The 17856-nt window shown below is 64.8% G+C and carries 14 protein-coding genes and 1 tRNA gene; 11 read left to right on the top strand and 4 right to left on the bottom strand.

Annotation, left to right across the window (positions count from 1 at the left end; translation table 11 throughout):
* Window positions 1-31: 31 nt before the first annotated feature.
* On the top strand, window positions 32-640 hold the full coding sequence (locus P6U31_RS22195; protein WP_407183852.1) for a TetR/AcrR family transcriptional regulator: 609 nt from the start codon (window positions 32-34) through the stop codon (window positions 638-640).
* Window positions 641-929: 289 nt separating this feature from the next.
* On the opposite strand, the gene P6U31_RS22190 is transcribed toward P6U31_RS22195, so the two are convergent.
* Together P6U31_RS22190 and P6U31_RS22185 are read right to left on the bottom strand one after the other, a co-directional pair.
* Window positions 930-3041, bottom strand: a complete 2112-nt coding sequence (locus P6U31_RS22190) for a phospholipase D-like domain-containing protein (protein ID WP_407183850.1) — start codon at window positions 3039-3041, stop codon at window positions 930-932.
* 197 nt (window positions 3042-3238) lie between these two features.
* Window positions 3239-4732 (bottom strand): amidase, encoded by a 1494-nt coding sequence (locus tag P6U31_RS22185; protein ID WP_407183848.1) that lies wholly within the window; start codon window positions 4730-4732, stop codon window positions 3239-3241.
* Window positions 4733-5109: 377 nt separating this feature from the next.
* Between P6U31_RS22185 and P6U31_RS22180 the strand changes: the two genes are divergently transcribed.
* The 9 genes from P6U31_RS22180 (at window position 5110) to P6U31_RS22140 (ending at window position 13933) form a co-directional block, all read left to right on the top strand.
* A complete protein-coding gene (locus tag P6U31_RS22180) occupies window positions 5110-6327 on the top strand; it encodes a multidrug effflux MFS transporter (RefSeq protein WP_407183846.1) in 1218 nt (405 codons plus the stop codon).
* Window positions 6328-6342: 15 nt separating this feature from the next.
* Complete coding sequence (gene guaD, locus P6U31_RS22175) at window positions 6343-7740, top strand: guanine deaminase (protein ID WP_407183844.1); 1398 nt, start codon at window positions 6343-6345, stop codon at window positions 7738-7740.
* 14 nt (window positions 7741-7754) lie between these two features.
* Window positions 7755-8738, top strand: coding sequence for an antibiotic biosynthesis monooxygenase (locus P6U31_RS22170; RefSeq protein WP_407183842.1), 984 nt, complete (start codon window positions 7755-7757; stop codon window positions 8736-8738).
* A 52-nt stretch (window positions 8739-8790) separates the two neighbouring features.
* Window positions 8791-9693, top strand: coding sequence for a ribonuclease Z (gene rnz, locus P6U31_RS22165; RefSeq protein WP_407183841.1), 903 nt, complete (start codon window positions 8791-8793; stop codon window positions 9691-9693).
* A gap of 157 nt (window positions 9694-9850) precedes the next feature.
* Complete coding sequence (locus P6U31_RS22160; protein WP_407183840.1) at window positions 9851-10771, top strand: dihydrodipicolinate synthase family protein; 921 nt, start codon at window positions 9851-9853, stop codon at window positions 10769-10771.
* A 107-nt stretch (window positions 10772-10878) separates the two neighbouring features.
* On the top strand, window positions 10879-11985 hold the full coding sequence (locus tag P6U31_RS22155) for a four-carbon acid sugar kinase family protein (RefSeq protein WP_407189914.1): 1107 nt from the start codon (window positions 10879-10881) through the stop codon (window positions 11983-11985).
* Window positions 11982-13010, top strand: a complete 1029-nt coding sequence (gene pdxA, locus P6U31_RS22150; RefSeq protein ID WP_407183839.1) for a 4-hydroxythreonine-4-phosphate dehydrogenase PdxA — start codon at window positions 11982-11984, stop codon at window positions 13008-13010. Before P6U31_RS22155 ends, pdxA begins: the two co-directional genes overlap by 4 nt.
* A gap of 309 nt (window positions 13011-13319) precedes the next feature.
* Window positions 13320-13393: transfer RNA gene (locus tag P6U31_RS22145), tRNA-Gln, on the top strand.
* Between the two features lie 177 nt (window positions 13394-13570).
* Window positions 13571-13933, top strand: a complete 363-nt coding sequence (locus P6U31_RS22140; RefSeq protein WP_407183837.1) for a DUF1428 domain-containing protein — start codon at window positions 13571-13573, stop codon at window positions 13931-13933.
* Between the two features lie 117 nt (window positions 13934-14050).
* On the opposite strand, the gene P6U31_RS22135 is transcribed toward P6U31_RS22140, so the two are convergent.
* A complete protein-coding gene (locus P6U31_RS22135; RefSeq protein ID WP_407183836.1) occupies window positions 14051-14725 on the bottom strand; it encodes a TetR/AcrR family transcriptional regulator in 675 nt (224 codons plus the stop codon).
* A gap of 119 nt (window positions 14726-14844) precedes the next feature.
* Here P6U31_RS22135 and P6U31_RS22130 point away from each other — a divergent pair, with 119 nt between their 5' ends.
* Window positions 14845-17133: a sulfatase-like hydrolase/transferase gene (locus tag P6U31_RS22130; RefSeq protein WP_407183835.1), complete on the top strand. Its 2289-nt coding sequence runs from the start codon at window positions 14845-14847 to the stop codon at window positions 17131-17133.
* A 142-nt stretch (window positions 17134-17275) separates the two neighbouring features.
* Here P6U31_RS22130 and P6U31_RS22125 read toward each other — a convergent pair whose 3' ends face one another.
* A complete protein-coding gene (locus P6U31_RS22125) occupies window positions 17276-17842 on the bottom strand; it encodes an invasion associated locus B family protein (RefSeq protein ID WP_407183834.1) in 567 nt (188 codons plus the stop codon).
* Window positions 17843-17856 lie beyond the last annotated feature (14 nt).

The raw sequence follows: 17856 nt of genomic DNA, 5'->3' as shown, positions 1-17856 counted from the left end.
AAACGGGACGCCGATCCGAGGAGACAGGCACATGGGCATGGGACGCCCCCGCGAATTCGACGCCGAAATGGCGTTGGACCAGGCGATGGAAGTGTTTTGGCGCCATGGCTATGAGGGCGCCACGATTGCCCAGCTCACCGAGGCCATGGGCATCAACCCACCGAGCCTTTATGCCTGCTTCGGCAACAAGGAAGGCCTGCTGAAGGCCGCGCTCGACCGCTACAGCAAGCTGCGCGGCATCTGGATGGACGAGGTGGTGGCCGCCCCGACCGCCCGCGAGGTCGCCGAGCGCATGCTGATGGGGATCGCCGACAAGCAGACCGATCCCGCCAATCCGCCCGGTTGCCTGCTCGTGCAAGGCGGCATCGCCTGCGGCACCGGCTCGGAGAACGTCCCGTTCGAGCTCGCCGCCCGCCGCGCCCAGAACGAAGACCAGCTCCGCGAACGTTTCATCCGCGCCAAGGCCGAAGGTGATCTCAAGCCGACGTCAGATCCCGCCGCGCTCGCGCGCTATGTCTCGGCAGTGTCGGTCGGCATGGGCGTGATGGCATCGTCGGGTGCCGATCGCGAAGCGCTGCGCCAAGTGGCTGATGTCGCCGTGCAGGCGGTCGCGGCGCAGTCGCAGGCGGCGCGGGAGTAGAATCTCAGGCCAGGGGATGTCTCTGGCCTGCCCGGTCGTGGGAGGGCTATCGCATTTGGCTCTTTGCGCGCGCCTCGCCCTTCGAGACGACCGCTTCGCGGTCTCCTCAGGCTGAGGCTAGGCGGCATCGGAATCCAGCGACACGCACTCCGCCCTCATCCCGAGGGGCCGCCAACGGCGGGCGTCTCGAAGGATGGCCACTGGCGATCACTCCCGTATGCGATTGCCCTGGGTGTCGTGGAGACGATGTCCCGGTCGGGAACATCGTCTCTGGTGCTACGTCAGCGGCTTAGCCCTTCTTGACCGCTTTCTTCTTCTTGGCCGCTTTGGTCTTCTTTGCAGTTTTCTTCGAAGTCTTCTTTGCCGATTTCTTGCCGGTCTTCTTGGCGGTTTTACTTTTCTTAGCCGCTTTCTTCTTGACGGCTTTCTTTGCGGTCTTTGCGACCTTCTTCGCCGTATTCTTTTTCTTTGCCGCCTTCTTTGCACCTGTCGTCTTTGCGCCCGGCATCTTGGCACCCATCTTACCGCCCACCGGTGCAGGATCCGCCACGCCGTTATTGGCGGACGACAGCCAGAACCGGAGCTCCGACGACTTCTCGGCGGTCCCCTCGATGTAATTGTCCTGCCATTGATCGTCTTCGCGAAGCGGCTTGCCGAACTTGTCCGGGAATTTGTGCAGCCAGTAGCGCCACGCGTAGTGATCGTAGAGGTCGAGGACGTGACAGGCATAGGCCTGGGCCAGGCTGCGGTGGCCGCGGATGATGACCATGTTCTCGTCATTGTTGCTCGACGCCCGGTAGCCGAGATTGTGCGATCCGGTGATGACGGTGCAGTTATCGCTGAAGGGGTCGATCACCACGATCTTGTTGTGGATGATTGCATGGCCGTATTTGTAGAGTTCGCCTTCCCAGGCCCCGAAGGCATCGTTCTTCGTCAACGAACCCGCCGGGATCGCGCGATAGTCGGGTTCGGTGCTCTCCTTCTTTCCCTTCGTCTTCGCTGCGCCTTTGGCGGACTTCTTCTTCGGCTTGCCGGCTTCGCCAATGACCGCGACGTGCATGTCCTCGCCGTCGCCGTGTTCCGACTCCTGGTTACGTTGCAGCGCGTCGGCGAAATTGCCTGCGCGTTGCGTGCTGGTTAGTGCTCCGCGCAGGAAGAGGTCCGGGTTCTTCGCGAGCGCCTGACCTGCGGCATCGAGAATGGAGTTGTTGCCGGGATCGAAGGCAAGGAACAGCACCGCCTGCTTGGCACCATTGACCAACTCGAACATGCGCTTGACGTCGTTCGGTACCTCCTTGGGAGGGCTCGCCAGCGGCTTCACGGTGTTCGGCGAGAACATCACTTCGATCGTTGTCTTGCCGTCCTCCAAAATGAGCGGCTTCTTGACGTTGTTTTCGCGCGCCCACGTGCGCAGCTTCTCGCCCTGAAGCTCCTTCTGATTGCCGGCGGCCTGATCGATGTCCTTCTTCAACTCGCCCCAATAGTCGATGTAGCGCTGCGCGACGAGGTGCGACTCGATGACGAGGGCATTGTTCGTCTGCGTGCAGAGACCGCTGCTAGTCCAGTTGGTCGATCCGGTCAGCACGGCGGTCGGCTCGCCTGCCTCCGTGAGCACCATGAACTTGTTGTGAGGAATGCGGCCCTTCTGGACGATGCGGTCGATGACTGGCACGCCGGCCTTCTTTAGAGCCGCGCGGTTATTGGCGTCCGCATCTTCGATATCCTGGCCCGTCGCGTCATCGTGAATCCATTCGTTGCCCAGGATCACGGTGCGGCTCGTTGGGTTGCCCTTGTCGGCGGCCTGCAGACGGACTTCGAGCCCTTTGGGATCATCCAGCTCATACAGGGCGGCGTTGATTCTGCCTTTCGACGCGTCGGCTCGGTCGAGCAGCGACGTGACGCCTTCGTAGATTTGACCCATGAGACGCGCACGCAGCGTATCCGCAGGGTTGGTAATATGTCCCTTGAGCACGTTGATGTCGGCCTTGCCGCCCAAGGCATGAATGACCGACTGGGACGCAACGATGCCACGATTGAAGTAGGCCTTGAATGGCGGCCTGTCCGGAGTGAGCGTGACATCGTTGCTTGTGAGTTCTGCGACGCCCTCGAGCGGCTTGAGTTGCCCCGGCGTGCCGCCCATGGCGACGATCCGGTAGCGATAGGAGTGGCCCCGATGGGCATAGAGGTCTTTCCACCAGAATTTCTGAATGGGGGCCTGCTCGGTGGTGAAGTGGGTGTCAACGTCCTGGGATGCGAAGCGCGCGAGCGCCGGTAGCGCGATTTCGATATCCGTCGCGAGGTCGCGCTGATAGACGGCAAAACCGAGGCAGTTCGGCAGGCGCTTGTCGAAGGTCCAGGCGACGAGTGCGATGTCATTATTGGCAAAGGCTAGGGCAGGCATCAAAACCTCCAATATTCCTTAGTGAAATACTGGCGAGTTTTGCACGGTAACTACCTAAACGCTATATTGAATTGATCAGCTACCTGGGGTTCTTGCGATCTCCGGCTCGCTTTGCCGCGATCCCCGCCGTTCTGCCAACGTCGCGCTGGAGGTCGCGCGCTGAAAGAAGGGATCCAAGTGGCGGATATCGGATCGGATCAAGGAGCATTCGCACGCGACGGCGGCGGGACGAAGCCGCCGAATTCGCGCTCGATCAGCCCGGCCAGCGCGATCGTCGTGCGGTCCTCCAGGTACGGCCCGATGATCTGGACACCGATCGGCAGTCCCATCGCCGTGCGCTCGATCGGAACGGCAGTTGCCGGCAGTCCGCAGGTCGAGGCGGGGTCCGCCCAGATGAAGCAGGCGTCGGCGTAGTTGTAGAGCTGGCCGTCGATGTCGAGCTTTCGCGCATCGAACGGCTCGGAATGGTCGTGCGGAAACGCCGGCACGGCGGCGGCCGGGTAGATCACCGCGTCGAACTCGCGAAACAGCTGATGCCATTTCTGTTGCAGCTGCAGGCGCGCCGCATCGGCCGCAAGCCATTCGCGATGACTCATGCCCCAGCCGCGGGCGCGCTCGGCCTCGAGACTGCGATCGTCGGGCGCGAGCGCCGCAGCTAGTCCTTGCGCCTCTGCGAGCGCCGCCGGCGTCAGGCGCGGGCTTCGCGCGGCGTTGAGCAGCTTCATGTAGAGCCGCGCGGATTCGGCAAGATCCGGCAGCGATGCGCTCGAACGTGCGAGCTGCGCGCCTGATCGTTCGAGCCGGCCGGCCAACCGTCCGATGGCGGAACGCACGGCCTCGCCCGTCGGCATCAGCGGATGCGTATCGATGACGAGAATCCTGAAATTCCTGAGCTGCTCATGGCGCGGGGCGGGCAGTGCAAGGCGATAGCCGATCCCGTCCCGCATCTCGTCGGGGCCGGCAATCACGTGGAGCGACAATGCGAGGTCGGAGGCGGTGCGCGCCATCGGCCCGACGACGGCGAGATCGCCCTGGCCGGGGACGGGCGGCGCCGGCGGCAGGCTGTATCCGCGCAGCGGCACCAGGCCGAAGCTCGGCTTGTGTCCGAACACGCCGCAGAAATGCGCGGGGACCCGGATCGAGCCGCCGATATCCGAGCCGATCGAGAGCGGACCGAACCCGGCGGCCAGCGCCGCCCCCGATCCGCCCGAGGAGCCGCCGGGCGAGCGGCCGAGGTCCCACGGATTGTTCGTGGTCCCATGGATCTCGTTGTAGCTCTGGAAATCCCTGAGGCCGATCGGGATGTTGGTCTTGCCGATGATGACGGCGCCCGCCGCTTTCAGCCGCGAGACGACAAGGGCATCGTCAGCCGGCCGGAAATCCCGGAAATGCGGAAAGCCCCATGTCGTCGGTAGACCCGCGATGTTGAACGGCTCCTTCATGGTGACGGGTATGCCGGTTAGCGGCCGCCGCTCGCCGCGGGCAAGCGCGGCATCGGCAGCGCGCGCCGCATCTCTGGCGCGGTCGAAATCGCGCACGACAATCGCGTTGATCTGCGGATCGAGCGCCTCGATGCGCGCGATGGTGTGATCGAGCAACTCTGATGCCGATATCTTGCGAGCGTGCAGGGCACCGAGAAGCGCGCCGATCGAGCCGTAGCTCGTGTCAATGGCATCTGCGGCAGTTTGCATCGACACCTCCACCTCGCGATCCGGAGCAGCCATGCCTTCGGTACGGTTAATCGCCCTGGTGCGGAGGCGGCCTTGAGAAGGCGATCATACAATCGTGCCCCTGCTTTGCCCGACGTGTCAAACGGCTCATCGCGATTGATCGCACGAGACGAAATTCTTCAATGATTTGTACTTTGCATGGGGTTGTTTTCGCATTTTTGTTTTGAGGGGTGACGGCGCCAGACAAACAGCCGCGGGAAACGGATCGACCAACACTCCTAAGAGTTTCTACACACAGTTCTGGCACGTTCCGCGCGTCAAGACCCGCAACCTGCATCGTCGCCTCTCATTGCGCGCACGAAAAGAAGGGACCCGCGGGCATCGAGGGGGCGTGAGCCATGACTGCAGTTGCTTCGGACGCCGGTCGCGCGAGGGGTGGGATCGTGCCGATCCTGTTATGCGTCGTGCCGTTCAGCCAGGTTCCGCTCGACGCCTACACGCCCGGCCTGCCGCAGATGGTGGTGGATCTCGCCGCTGACGCGGCGTCGATGCAGAACACCGTCACCGCCTACATGCTCGGCATGTCCCTGGCGCTGGTGCCTGTCGGTATTGCCTCCGATACGCTCGGCCGCCGCAAGGTGCTGCTCGCGGGGCTGTCGGTGCTGATCGCGATGAGCATCGCCTGTGCGCTCGGCACCAGCGCATCGTTGCTGCTTGGCTTGCGCTTCCTGCAAGGCATCGGCGGCTGCACCTGCCTCGTCGTCGCCTATGCCGTAGCGGCCGACTGCTTTCGCGGTCGTGAGCTCACCGCGATCTCCGGCCTGTTAGGTGCCGCCTGGGGACTTGCGCCGGTGCTTGCGCCGGCAGCCGGCGGCTTCATCGTCGAGCTGACGTCCTGGCGCGGCGTCTTCGTCATCATTGCCATCGCCGCGGCCCTCGTCGCCGCGATCGTGGTTTTTCTTCTGCCCGAAACATTGCCGGCCGAGCGGCGCGCGCCGTTTGATCCGCGCCGCACGGCGGGGATCTTGCGCGAGGCGCTGGTCCGCCCGGGCTTCCTCGCTTTCGTGCTGGTGTTCGCTGCGGCCGCGAGCTCGCAGCTGGCGTTTGGCGTCGTAGCGCCGTTCTTCTACCAGACCGGCCTCGGTTACTCGGCGGCAATCTACGGCCTTGTCGCGCTCGGCCTTGGCGGCGTCAATCTGGCCGGCGAGCTCGGCTGCGCGCATTTCGCGCGCTTCATGCCGGCCCGCATGCTGGGCTTCGGCGCCTTCGCGCTGTTTCTCGCCGGCTCGGCGGCCCTGACCGTAACAGGCATGATCATCGGACTCGATCTTGCCTCGATCACGATCGGCGGTGCGCTGGTGCTCGGCGGCTGCGGCGTGCTGTGCCCGATGATGTACGGCATGGCGCTCGGCCTGTTCGAGCGCGACCACGGCCTGATCGGCGGCCTGATCAGCGCGCTCTGCTATCTCGCCGTCAGCGGCGCCATGGCGATCGCGGCGGTGCTGCCCGAAGCGACGCAGGCGCCGATCGGATGGCTCTATCTCGGCCTCTGCGCCATTGCCGGGACGCTGCTCGCGGTCTCGCTGCCCTCGGCGCGCCACGCCACACAATCCTAAGGAAGGAACCAAATCATGACCACTGTCGGTATTCGCGGCACGTTCTTCGATTTCGTCGACGATCCCTGGCAGCACATCGGCAACGAGCAGGCCGCTGCGCGCTTTCACCAGGACGGCCTCATGGTCGTCACGGACGGCGTGATCAAGGCGTTCGGTCCCCATGACAAGATCGCCGCCGCGCATCCGGGCGTGCAGGTCACCCACATCAAGGACCGCATCATCGTCCCTGGCTTCATCGACGGCCACATCCATCTGCCGCAGACCCGCGTTCTCGGTGCCTATGGCGAGCAGCTCCTGCCGTGGCTGCAGAAGTGGGTCTATCCGGAAGAGCTCAAATACCGGGATCGCAATTATGCGCGCGAGGGCGTGAAGCGTTTCCTCGACGCGCTGCTGGCGTCCGGCACCACCACGTGCCAGGCCTTTACCAGTTCCTCGCCGGTCTCGACCGAAGAACTGTTCGAGGAAGCGGCCCGCCGCAACATGCGCGTGATCGCGGGCCTCACCGGCATCGATCGTAATGCGCCGGCCGATTTCATCGATACCCCCGAGAACTTCTATCGCGACAGCAAGCGGCTGATCGCGCAGTATCACAACAAGGGCCGCAATCTCTACGCCATCACGCCGCGCTTCGCCTTCGGTGCCTCGCCGGAACTTCTGAAAGCGTGCCAGCGCCTCAAGCACGAGCATCCGGACTGCTGGGTCAACACCCACATCTCCGAGAACCCGGCCGAATGCAGCGGCGTGCTGGTCGAGCACCCGGACTGCCAGGACTATCTCGGCGTCTACGAGAAGTTCGACCTGGTCGGTCCGAAATTCTCCGGAGGCCACGGCGTCTATCTCTCCAACAACGAATTCCGCCGCATGTCGAAGAAGGGCGCCGCGGTGGTGTTCTGCCCCTGCTCGAACCTGTTCCTCGGCAGCGGCCTGTTCCGCCTCGGCCGCGCCACGGATCCCGAGCATCGCGTCAAGATGTCCTTCGGCACCGACGTCGGCGGCGGCAACCGCTTCTCGATGATTTCCGTGCTCGACGACGCCTACAAGGTCGGCATGTGCAACAACACGCTGCTCGACGGCAGCATCGATCCCGCTCGTAAGGACCTCGCGGAAGCCGAGCGCAACAAGCTCTCGCCCTATCGCGGCTTCTGGTCGATCACGCTCGGCGGTGCCGAAGGCCTCTACATCGACGAAAAGCTCGGCAATTTCGAGCCCGGCAAGGAGGCCGATTTCGTCGCGCTCGACCCAAATGGCGGGCAGATAGCGCAAGCGTGGCATCAATCGCTGATCGCCGACGGCGCCGGCCCGCGCAACATGGACGAGGCGGCGAGCATGCTGTTCGCGGTCATGATGGTCGGCGACGATCGCTGCGTCGACGAGACCTGGGTGATGGGCAAGCGTCTCTACAAGAAGAGCTGAGCGGACGGCAGCTCATGAGCGCATCGCCAGACACCGCCGGTCAGCCGGTCGCCCTCGTCATCCAGCGCCGCATCGCCGATGACGGCTTTGCCGCGTTCGCGCGCTGGAATGGCGAGGTCGGCGAGGTGCTCAAGGCGTGGCCCGGATTCCTGGGGCAGGAAGTGGTGCCGCCGCAGCCGCCGGCCCATGTCGATTGGGTGACGATCCTGCGTTTTGCCAGTCCGGCCGCCGCGCGCGCCTGGCTTCAAAGCGAGGTGCGGGCGAAGCTGATCGGAGAGGTGCAGCGTTTCTTCGTCGGTTCGGAAGATGTGCATATCCTGCCCGACACCGGCGTTCAGAGCGACAGCGCCGTCTCTGCCGTCATCTCTTTCAGGGTTCCCGACGGGCTCGAGGATGCGTTCCTGAAATGGCAGCAACGTATCCAGGCCGCCGAGGCGGAGTTCAAGGGATTTCTGCGCCACAAGATCGAGCGGCCTATTCCGGGCCTGCATGAGGAATGGATCATCATCCTGTCGTTCGATTCTGATGCCAACCTTAATGCATGGCTGGACTCGCCCGTGCGGCAAATGCTGCTGAAGGAAGGCGAGCGCTTCAACGCCGGCATGAATGTGAAGCGGGCAAGCTACGGCTTCAATTTCTGGTTCCCAGCGGGCAAGACGCAGGCGCCAGAACAAGGGCGGGACTTCATCTGGAAGAGCAACCTGATCGTTCTGCTCGTGCTTTACCCGGTGGTCTATCTCTGGGGCACCTTCATCAGCCGGCCGCTCATCGACAGTCACGGCGTCCCGGTCTGGCTGTCGCTGTTCGTCGGCAATCTCGTCAGCACCCAGCTGCTCGGCTGGTGGCTGGTGCCCGCCGCCTTCAAGGCGCTCGACTGGTGGATCACGCCGAAAGCGGCGATCGGTCGCCAAATCGCAGGCTACGCACTTCTTGCTGTGCTCTATGCCGTCTCGATGGGTCTGTACGCGCTGCTGCTCGCGTGGCATTGGGGACGGTGACACCGTCCACCGCGCTGTCGCGGAAAGGGGCGGCCGCTGGACAGCGACGATCATGTTCGCCCTGACATTTCTCGGCACTTCGGCAAGCATTCCCTCCGCGGAACGCAATCATCCGGCCCTTCTCGTGGAGGCCGCGGGCAAGCGCGTCCTGGTCGATTGCGGCGAGGGCACACAGCGCCAGCTGCTGAGGAGCGGTTCGGGCTTTCGGCGGCTCGATCGCGTGCTCCTGACGCACGCTCATCTCGATCACGTGCTTGGCATTCCCGGACTGTTTTCAACGCTGGGATTGCGGCAGAGCGCCGAGGTGATGACCGTTCACGGCGGGCCGGGCACGCTCGACATCGTCATCCGAATGCTCGCCGGCCTGTGGGGTACGGGCAGGGCGCCGATCGCGGTCGAGTTTGCAGCCCTGAGCGAAGGAGAGGTCGTCGACGCCGGTGACTTCACCATCGCCTGCTTTCCGGTCCGTCACCGCGACACCGATAGTTTCGGTTTCGTGTTCCAGAGCCCTGCACGTCGCCGTCTTCGGCCCGAGCGCCTCGCGGCTCTTGGTGTGCCGGATGGTCCTGTGCGTGGCGAATTGGCTGCAGGGCGGCCGGTCGCGATCGCCGATCGAAGGATTGATCCGGAGGACGTCCTGGGGCCGCCGAGCGGCGGCAGGAAGCTCGTGGTGATCGGCGACACCGAGACGACCGAGGGGCTGTCGCCTTACGTTGCCGACGCCGATATGCTGGTTATCGAGGCGACCTTCCTCGACCGCGACGCCGCGACCGCGCGGGACTACGGCCATCTCACCGCCGCGGAAGCGGCCGCCTTCGCTGCCGCAAACAACGTCCGCCAGCTCATGTTGACCCATATGTCGGGACGGTACGAGGATGACGAGATTCTGGCCGAGGCGTCGACGATCTTTCCGAACACCCGGATCGCCGCCGACTTCGATCATATCGTGATCTAGTCGCGGCGGTGCCCTCCTTTCGACCTCGGCGACGTCCGAATGCCCGGCCATGACAGCCATTGCCCTTGACGCTGGGACCGGCTGATTTTACGGCAGTGTCAGCAAATAACGATTGTTCGCATTCCGAACAACATCGTCGCGGCCATCGGAGGAAGTTTTGTCGACATCATCACTCCACCCTCACGGCGTGTTCTCCGCCGCGCTGACGCCGCTCGATGCCGAACTCGCGCCTGATCACGCGCGTTTCGTGGAGCATTGCCGCTATCTCCTGGACGAAGGCTGCGACGGCATCGCGATGCTGGGCACCACGGGCGAGGCGAATTCCTTTTCCGTCGCGGAGCGCATCGGGCTGCTCGAAGCCGTCGTGGCTGCGGGCATCGCGCCGCAGCGGCTTCTGCCGGGCACAGGAGTGGCCGCACTCACCGAGACCGTCGCGCTGACGCGTCACGCGCTCTCGGTCGGCGTCGACACCGTGGTGATGTTGCCGCCGTTCTACTACAAGAATGTCAGCGATGACGGCATCTTCGCCTCCTACAGTGAAGTGGTGCAGCGCATTGGTGATACGCGGCTGAAAATCGTTCTCTATCACTACCCGCAGATGTCGGCGCAGCCGATCTCGCATGGGCTGATCGAGCGGCTGCGCAAGGCCTATCCGGCGACGTTCACCGGCATCAAGGATTCGTCCGGCGACTTCGCCAACATGACAGCGATGGTGGAGCGCTTCCCTGGATTCGCGGTTCTCGGCGGCGCCGATCCGTTGATGCTGCCGCTGCTGCGAAAGGGCGGGGCGGGCTGCATCACCGCGACCTCCAACATCGTTGCGCGCAGTCTGGCCTATGTCTTCAGGCACTTCGGTGACAGCGATGACGATCCGGCGCTCAAGGCGGCGCAGGCGCGGATCGTGAAGGCGCGCGAGCTGGTCTCGCAATTTCCACAGATGGCGTCGCTGAAGGCGCTGGCGGCCGATCGTACCAAGCATGCCGGATGGCAGCGTCTGCGTCCGCCGCTGGAGTCTCTGCAGCCTGACCAGCTGAAAGTGCTGCTCGCCAATGCCGCGGCATTCACCGCCTCCCCCTAGCTCTGGTACGGACGACAGGGCGCGCCAATGTCCGACTGCTTCCAAGATGTGCTTGCCGGGCTTGCCGCCATCCCGGGCAAGAGTTTCCGCGCGGGAGCACCATGACGATGACGAGCATCCGCCTATTGGCCGACGACCTCACCGGTGCGCTCGACACTGCGGCGGAGTTCGTCGGCCTGTGCGGACCGTTCGATGTCATCTGGCCGGAAGCGCACGCGCCGCGAGGGTCCGGCAGCCTTGCAATCGACAGCGGCACCCGCGAGCGATCGAAAGCCGAGAGCGTCGAGATCGTTGAACGACTGGTGCCGCACCTTCAGGGCGGCACCATCGCCTACAAGAAGGTCGATAGCCTCCTTCGCGGCGCGTGGGCGGCCGAGCTCGGCGCGTGCCTGCGCAGCGGCCATTGGGCTTCTTGCGTGGTCGCGCCCGCGTTCAATTATCAGGGACGCCGCACCATGGGCGGCCAACAATTCGCGCGCTCGATGCATGGCGATTGGCAAAGCGTCGGCGGTAATTTGCTTGATCAATTGAGGCAAGATGGCATCGAGGCACGACAGGGCGCGCCCGACACGGTCGCGCAAGGCGGCGTCCAGGTGTTCGATGCCGAGAGCGACCTCGACCTCGATCGCGTCATCGAAATGGGGCGGCGCATGCCGGGGCCCGTGCTGTGGTGTGGCAGCGGCGGTCTCGCCGGCGCGCTGGCGCGCAACCACCGTGCCGATGCGCCGAGCCAATTGAAGGTGCCGGTGCTGGGGCTGTTCGGCTCCGACCAGCCCGCTGCCGCCTCGCAGCTGGCGGCCTGCGGCGAAGCGACGATCGCGCTGGCGGAAGGTGAGGGCGCATCGCGCACTCAGCGCAAGCTGAGCGATGACCGCGTGGCGATGGTCAAATTCTCTCTCGCTGAAGGTCTGTCACGCCCCGAAGCGACGCGGCGGATTGCGCGCGAAATGGCGGCATTGATCGCGGCGCTCGATCCGCCCGGCACCCTGATCGTCGCCGGCGGCGAGACCTTGAAGGCCGCCTGTGTCGCCCTTGGCGCGCACGCGCTCCAGGTGACGGGACGCATCGTGCCGGGATTGCCGCGCTCGATCCTGCAGGGCGGGCGCTGGGCCGGCGTGGAGGTCGTTTCGAAGTCCGGAGCGTTCGGCAACAGCGAGCTGTGGCGCGACCTGCTCCGGGACAATCATTTGCTCAAAATGGAGAGTCCGACATGACCTCTCGTCATCTTGCCATAACCATGGGCGATCCCGCCGGGATCGGGCCGGAGATCATCGTCAAAGCTTGCGTCGGGTTGAAGGAGCGGATCGCGAAGGGCGATTTGCGCCTGCTGATCATCGGCAGCGGCACGGCGCTCGAGGGTGCCAGGGCCGCGCTCGGCGCCGATATTGCGATCCCGGAGGTGACAGCCGACAGTCCTGACTGGCCCAACCTCTGCTACCTGCAGGCCGACGCCGAAGGCGACCCGATCAAGCCTGGCGTGCTCAGCGCCGATGGCGGCCGCTTTGCCTACAAGGCGATCGAGCAGGGCGTGCGCTTGACCCAGGCCGGCCGGACCGCCGCGATCGTCACCGCGCCGCTCAACAAGGAAGCGCTCAACAAGGCCGGCTATCATTTTCCTGGTCATACCGAGATGCTGGCGCATCTCACCGGCGTGCGCGGCTCGGTGATGCTGCTCGCCCATGGCAACATGCGCGTCAGCCACGTCTCGACCCATGTGGCGCTGGAGGATGTGCCGAAGCGCCTGACGCCGGAGCGCCTGCGCATGGTGATCGACCTCACCAACGACGCGCTGCGCCGGCTCGGCATTGCCAGGCCGAAGATCGCGATTGCCGCGCTCAATCCGCATGCGGGCGAGGGCGGCCTGTTCGGCCGGCAGGATATCGACGTGTCCGCACCGACGATCGCCAAGGCGGTTGCCGATGGCCTCGATGTCGTGGGCCCGGTGCCGGGCGACACCATCTTCGTCAAGCTCCGCGCCGGCCAGTACGACGCTGCGGTGGCGATGTATCACGATCAGGGACACATTCCGGTCAAGCTGCTCGGCTTCCAGGTCGACCCTGCGACCGGCCGCTGGCAGGAGCTCTCGGGCGTCAACATCACGCTGGGCCTGCCGATCATCCGCACCTCGGTCGATCACGGCACCGCCTTCGACATCGCGGGCAAGGGCATCGCCAACGAGCACAGCCTGATCGAGGCCATCGACTATGCCGAACGGCTGTCCGCCGGCGCCTCCGGGTAGGGCGAGCGTCGCTCGCCGAGGCTGCACAGAGTGGTCTCGGTGGCGCCTCGAATCGGCGTCGGCGCGGATGGTTTTGCTGCGACTGAGTCGCTTGGCTTCCGTGGCCTGTCCTGATCTGCGTGCTGCAGAAATGGGGCACAGCGTAATCCGACGTGACCATTAGCAGGCACGTGGACCTCCCCCTCACGAAAGACTAGACCGCGAACGCCGAGGCGGCTATATGACCGGCCTGCGAGCCGCTGATTTGCTGAGCTTTCGGCAATGCTTGCAAAGCTTCCGAAGAAAGCTTAAGGACTTCAAGCACTTCGGTGGGGAATGGTGTAACGGTAGCACAACAGACTCTGACTCTGTTTGTCTTGGTTCGAATCCAGGTTCCCCAGCCAGTTCCAGCTCGTTTTTCACAGGATCCGACCTCCCCATACGCCGCTCGCCAGGGACGTGTGGTCGATTGGTCGCGCCGCCGCTCGCGACGGTTTGCCTCATCCTGAAAATCGCATCTCGCCGTCGGATCGCCGCGCTCTTCATCGTCCTTGGGCCGTACAACCCAAGGAGATCCCGTGATGCCCTATGTCGATGGTTTCGTTCTGGCCGTGCCCAAGGACAATATCGGGGCCTACAAGACGGTGGCGAAGACCGCCTGCGCGCTCTGGATGGAGCATGGTGCGCTCGATTATGTCGAATGCATCGCCGACGACGTTCCCTATGGAGAGCTGACCTCGTTTCCGCGCGCGGTGATGGCGAAGGAGGACGAGGTCGTGGTGTTCGCCTGGATCGTCTACCGCGATCGGGCGAGCCGCGATGCCGTCAACAAGAAGGTGATGGAGGACCCGCGGCTGAAGATGGAAGGCATGCCGTTCGACGCCAAGCGCATGATCTATGGCGGCTTCACGACGCTGCTGCGGGCGAGCGATATCGTTGGCTGACGCCCGGGCAGAGCCTAGAGCATTTTCGGTTCTGATTGAATCAGAACCGAAGCTCTAGATTCTTGTTTTGACGCGTTTTCTTTACGAGAACCGGTGTCCACTTCGCTCGAAAACGCTTTAACTCCGCGTCGCGTCCCCCACCTCCGCCTGCAGCAGCAGCAACAGGCAGCCGGCGAGCCGCGTCTCCATTTCCTTCGACGACAGCGATAGCGGCCCGGGATCGTTGAGGATCGCGTTCACCAGCGTGCCGAGCACAACCTGGAAGCCGAAGGCGATGGCGCGAGTCTTTGCCGGTTTGCGGCCCTTGCCCATGGCCGGCAGCAGGAGAGGGGTGACGCGCGCGGTGGTTGCCCGGGCGAGCGCCTTGAACGGCGTCCATTTGTCCGGACGCGTGTCGTCGTGCTGGAGCGCGGCACGCAGCACGCCCTCGTGGCTGCGCATCCAGACGATGATGCCGCTGACGACGACCTGGCAGAGTTCGTCGAGGCCGGCCTCGCGCGACAGCGGCTGGATCGCGCTGAGCCGTTGCTCGCCGTCGCGGGTGGCCAGCACCATCAGCGCGTTGAAATAGGTCTCCTTGTTCTCGAAGCGGCTGTAGAAGGCGCCCACGGTGGCGCCGACTTCGGCGCACAGCGCCTCGATCGAGAGCTCCGCAAGGCTGCGTGTCCTCAGCATCGCGGCGCCGGCGCGCAGCAGCGCCAGCGTCGTTTCCCGGCTGCGCTTCTGCCGCGACGGAGCCACACCCGGCAGGTCGAAATCGCGTAGCTCCGTCAGTCCCGGCCGTGAGCGCATCCGTCCTTGCATCCGCCAAAAATCATAATCATAATTCTGATTATAATTTAGGGCGATGCGAACCGCGGGTCAACCGTGGGCGCCGAGACAATGAAACGCGATCCGGCAGGGAGGAACAGATGAGCACAGGTAGCGGCACGCCGTTTCGCGGCACCGTCGGCAAGACGGTTGCGGACTCAAAACCCTGGTGGCCGGACGCCGTGAAGCCGCCTGCGGGCGCGCCGAACGTCCTCGTCGTGCTGTTCGACGATGTCGGCTTCTCCGATTTCGGCTGCTACGGCTCGGCGATCCACACGCCGACCATCGACAGGCTCGCTGCGGAGGGCCTGCGCTACAGCGGCTTCCACACCACGGCGATGTGCTCGACCACGCGCGCGGCGCTGCTTACGGGGCGCAACCATCATTCCGTCGGGGTCGGGTGCCTGGCCAATTTCGATTCCGGCTATCCCGGCTATCGTGGCAAGATCGCGCGTGAGGCGGGGACGCTGGCCGAGATGTTGCGCGCGCACGGCTATCGCAACTACATGGTCGGCAAATGGCACGTCACGCCGCTGACCGAGAGTGGCGCCACCGGCCCGTTCGACGGCTGGCCGCTCGGGCGCGGTTTTGATCGCTTCTACGGCTTTCTCGACGCCGAGACCGACCAGTACGCGCCGGAGCTCGTCTCCGACAACACGCATATCGATCCGCCCGGCACTTATGCGGACGGCTATCACCTGACCGAAGACCTGATCGACCGGTCGATCCGCTTCATCGGCGATCACCTCGCCGATCGTCCCGAAATGCCCTGGCTGACCTGGGTCGCGCTCGGCGCCTGCCACGCGCCGCATCAGGCGCCGGCCGACATCATCAGGAGCTATCACGCCGCCTTTGCGCATGGCTGGGACGTCGAGCGGGAGCAGCGTCTGGCGCGCCAGAAGGCGATGGGGCTGGTGCCTGAGAGCACGCGGATGCCCGCGCGCAATGATGGCGTGAAGGCCTGGGAGGAGCATTCGGCCGACGAGCGCCGCGTCTTCACGCGCCTGCAGGCGGCCTTCGCCGGCATGCTCGACCATTCCGACCGCCATCTGGCGCGGCTGGTCGCATTCCTCGACACGGCCGGCATCCGCGACAACACCGTGATCATCGTGATGTCCGACAACGGCGCGAGCCAGGAGGGCGGGCCGCTCGGCTTCGTCAACGCGATGGGACCATTCAATTTCAAGCCGGAGCCGATCGCGGAGAAGCTCGCCCGCATCGACGATATCGGCGGGCCGGACACCCACAGCAATTTCCCGCATGGCTGGGCGATGGCGTCGAACACGCCGTTGCGCCGCTACAAGCAGAACACCCATGGTGGCGGCATCCGCGATCCCTTCGTCATCAGCTGGCCGAACAAGATCGCAGCCAAGGGCGAGCTGCGCCACCAGTTCGTCCACGCCTGCGATCTCACCCCGACATTGCTGGAGCTAATCGGCATCGAGGCGCCCGCGACAATCGCGGGCTGCCCGCAAATGCCGCTCGAAGGCGAGAGCTTTGCGCGTTCGATCCTGGATGCATCCGCCCCGTCAAGGAGCTCGCCGCAATATTTCGAGATGTTCGGGCATCGCGGTCTGTGGCAGGCGGGGTGGAAGGCGGTCGCGTTTCATCCGTCGGGTACGCCGTTCGAGAACGACAAATGGGAGCTGTTCCATCTCGACGCGGATTTCTCCGAGACCCACGACCTTGCGGCAGCGGAGCCGGAGCGCCTCGAACGGATGATCGCGACCTGGTGGGAAGAGGCCGAGAAGCACAACGTGCTGCCCCTCGACGACCGCTTTGGGCCGCGCTTTGCGGAGAATGCCGCGCGCTTCCACGGTGCGCGCCACCGTTTCGTCTTCCATGCCGGCATGGGCCACGTGCCGACCGACGTCGCGCCCGACGTGCGCAGCCGCAGCTACACGATCGAGGCGCATGTGGAGACCGACGAGGCGGGCGCCGACGGCGTGCTGATCGCGCACGGCGATGCGACCTCGGGCTACAGCCTCTATGTCAGCGACGGCCATCTCGTGCACGATCTCAATGTCGGCGGCGGTCATCAGATCGTCCGGTCGGATCGCAAGGTGCCGTCGGGCGCGCGGCGGCTCGGCGTTCATGTGAATCGTCTCGTGCGCAAGGAGCCGCCGGCGAAGGGCGCGCGCACCGGCGTCAGCGAATACACGCTGCTGATCGACGGCGAGCCGGCAGGCTCGCTGCAAACCCAGCTCGGTTTCCACACGCTGATCTCGTGGTCCGGCCTCGACATCGGCCGCGACCGCGGCAGCCCCGTGTCGCACTACCAAGCGCCGTTCGAGTTCGAGGGACGGCTGCTCCGCGTCACCGTGACCATGCACGACGACCAAAAGCTCGACGGCCATGCGGTCGGCAACGCGCAGATGGCGCGGCAGTGAGAGGGAGGGGCGTCGCTGCATCCGCTGTCATTGCGAGCGCAGCGAAGCAATCCAGACTGCCTCCGCGGAAACATTGCTGGATTGCTTCGCGCAATGACGAGGTGAGGGATGCGTGCACGCCAGCGGGAAACGAGAGCAGCCTTTACTTGATCTTGTCGTAGGCTGCGGCGAAATCGCCGAGCGGCATCGGGATCGCGATCGTCTCATTGGCCATGTTCTGGAAGGAGACCTTCAACTGCTTGCCGGACCGCAAGGCCGCGAGCAGGTCCGCCGCGACCGGGGTCGAGGCGTAGCAGCCGCGGCTCTCGCAGGTCTGGATCTGGAGATCGAAGGTCTTGCCCTCGTCGACCTGAAGCTTGGCGCCGACGGGAAGGTTGAGGCCGAGCGGCAATTGCAACAGTGCAATCGGCGTGCGGGTGTCGGGCGCGACGCGGATGTTGATCAGGACGACGGTCTGGCCGGTCTTGGTCAGCACCGCGTTCTGCTCCATCGCGCATTCGAGCGCGGCATCGCGGCTGGCGCTGGTGCAGCGCACGATCCAACCAGGCTGCCCGGGCGCGCCGTCCGCCTGTGCCTGCTGCGTCGGTGTTGGCGCAGGCTGTGCCGCCGGGGCAGGGGCGCTCTTCTTGGCCGCCTGCTGGGCATGCGCGGCGCCCAAGGGCAGCAGGACAGCAGCGGCGAAGGCGGCAAGTCTGGATTGCATGAGCATGGCGAAACCGCGTT

The sequence above is a fragment of the Bradyrhizobium centrosematis genome, assembly GCF_045571495.1.
Taxonomy (GTDB): domain Bacteria; phylum Pseudomonadota; class Alphaproteobacteria; order Rhizobiales; family Xanthobacteraceae; genus Bradyrhizobium; species Bradyrhizobium centrosematis.
This window is presented reverse-complemented; position numbering and strand designations above follow the sequence as displayed.

Excerpts from the sequence above, each read along its gene's own strand:
- P6U31_RS22195 (WP_407183852.1), top strand. The coding sequence starts at position 32 with ATGGGCATGGGACGCCCCCGCGAATTCGACGCCGAAATGGCGTTGGAC.
- P6U31_RS22190 (WP_407183850.1), bottom strand. The coding sequence starts at position 3,041 with ATGCCTGCCCTAGCCTTTGCCAATAATGACATCGCACTCGTCGCCTGG.
- P6U31_RS22185 (WP_407183848.1), bottom strand. The coding sequence starts at position 4,732 with ATGCAAACTGCCGCAGATGCCATTGACACGAGCTACGGCTCGATCGGC.
- P6U31_RS22180 (WP_407183846.1), top strand. The coding sequence starts at position 5,110 with ATGACTGCAGTTGCTTCGGACGCCGGTCGCGCGAGGGGTGGGATCGTG.
- guaD (WP_407183844.1), top strand. The coding sequence starts at position 6,343 with ATGACCACTGTCGGTATTCGCGGCACGTTCTTCGATTTCGTCGACGAT.
- P6U31_RS22170 (WP_407183842.1), top strand. The coding sequence starts at position 7,755 with ATGAGCGCATCGCCAGACACCGCCGGTCAGCCGGTCGCCCTCGTCATC.
- rnz (WP_407183841.1), top strand. The coding sequence starts at position 8,791 with ATGTTCGCCCTGACATTTCTCGGCACTTCGGCAAGCATTCCCTCCGCG.
- P6U31_RS22155 (WP_407189914.1), top strand. The coding sequence starts at position 10,879 with ATGACGAGCATCCGCCTATTGGCCGACGACCTCACCGGTGCGCTCGAC.
- pdxA (WP_407183839.1), top strand. The coding sequence starts at position 11,982 with ATGACCTCTCGTCATCTTGCCATAACCATGGGCGATCCCGCCGGGATC.
- P6U31_RS22140 (WP_407183837.1), top strand. The coding sequence starts at position 13,571 with ATGCCCTATGTCGATGGTTTCGTTCTGGCCGTGCCCAAGGACAATATC.
- P6U31_RS22135 (WP_407183836.1), bottom strand. The coding sequence starts at position 14,725 with ATGCGCTCACGGCCGGGACTGACGGAGCTACGCGATTTCGACCTGCCG.
- P6U31_RS22130 (WP_407183835.1), top strand. The coding sequence starts at position 14,845 with ATGAGCACAGGTAGCGGCACGCCGTTTCGCGGCACCGTCGGCAAGACG.
- P6U31_RS22125 (WP_407183834.1), bottom strand. The coding sequence starts at position 17,842 with ATGCTCATGCAATCCAGACTTGCCGCCTTCGCCGCTGCTGTCCTGCTG.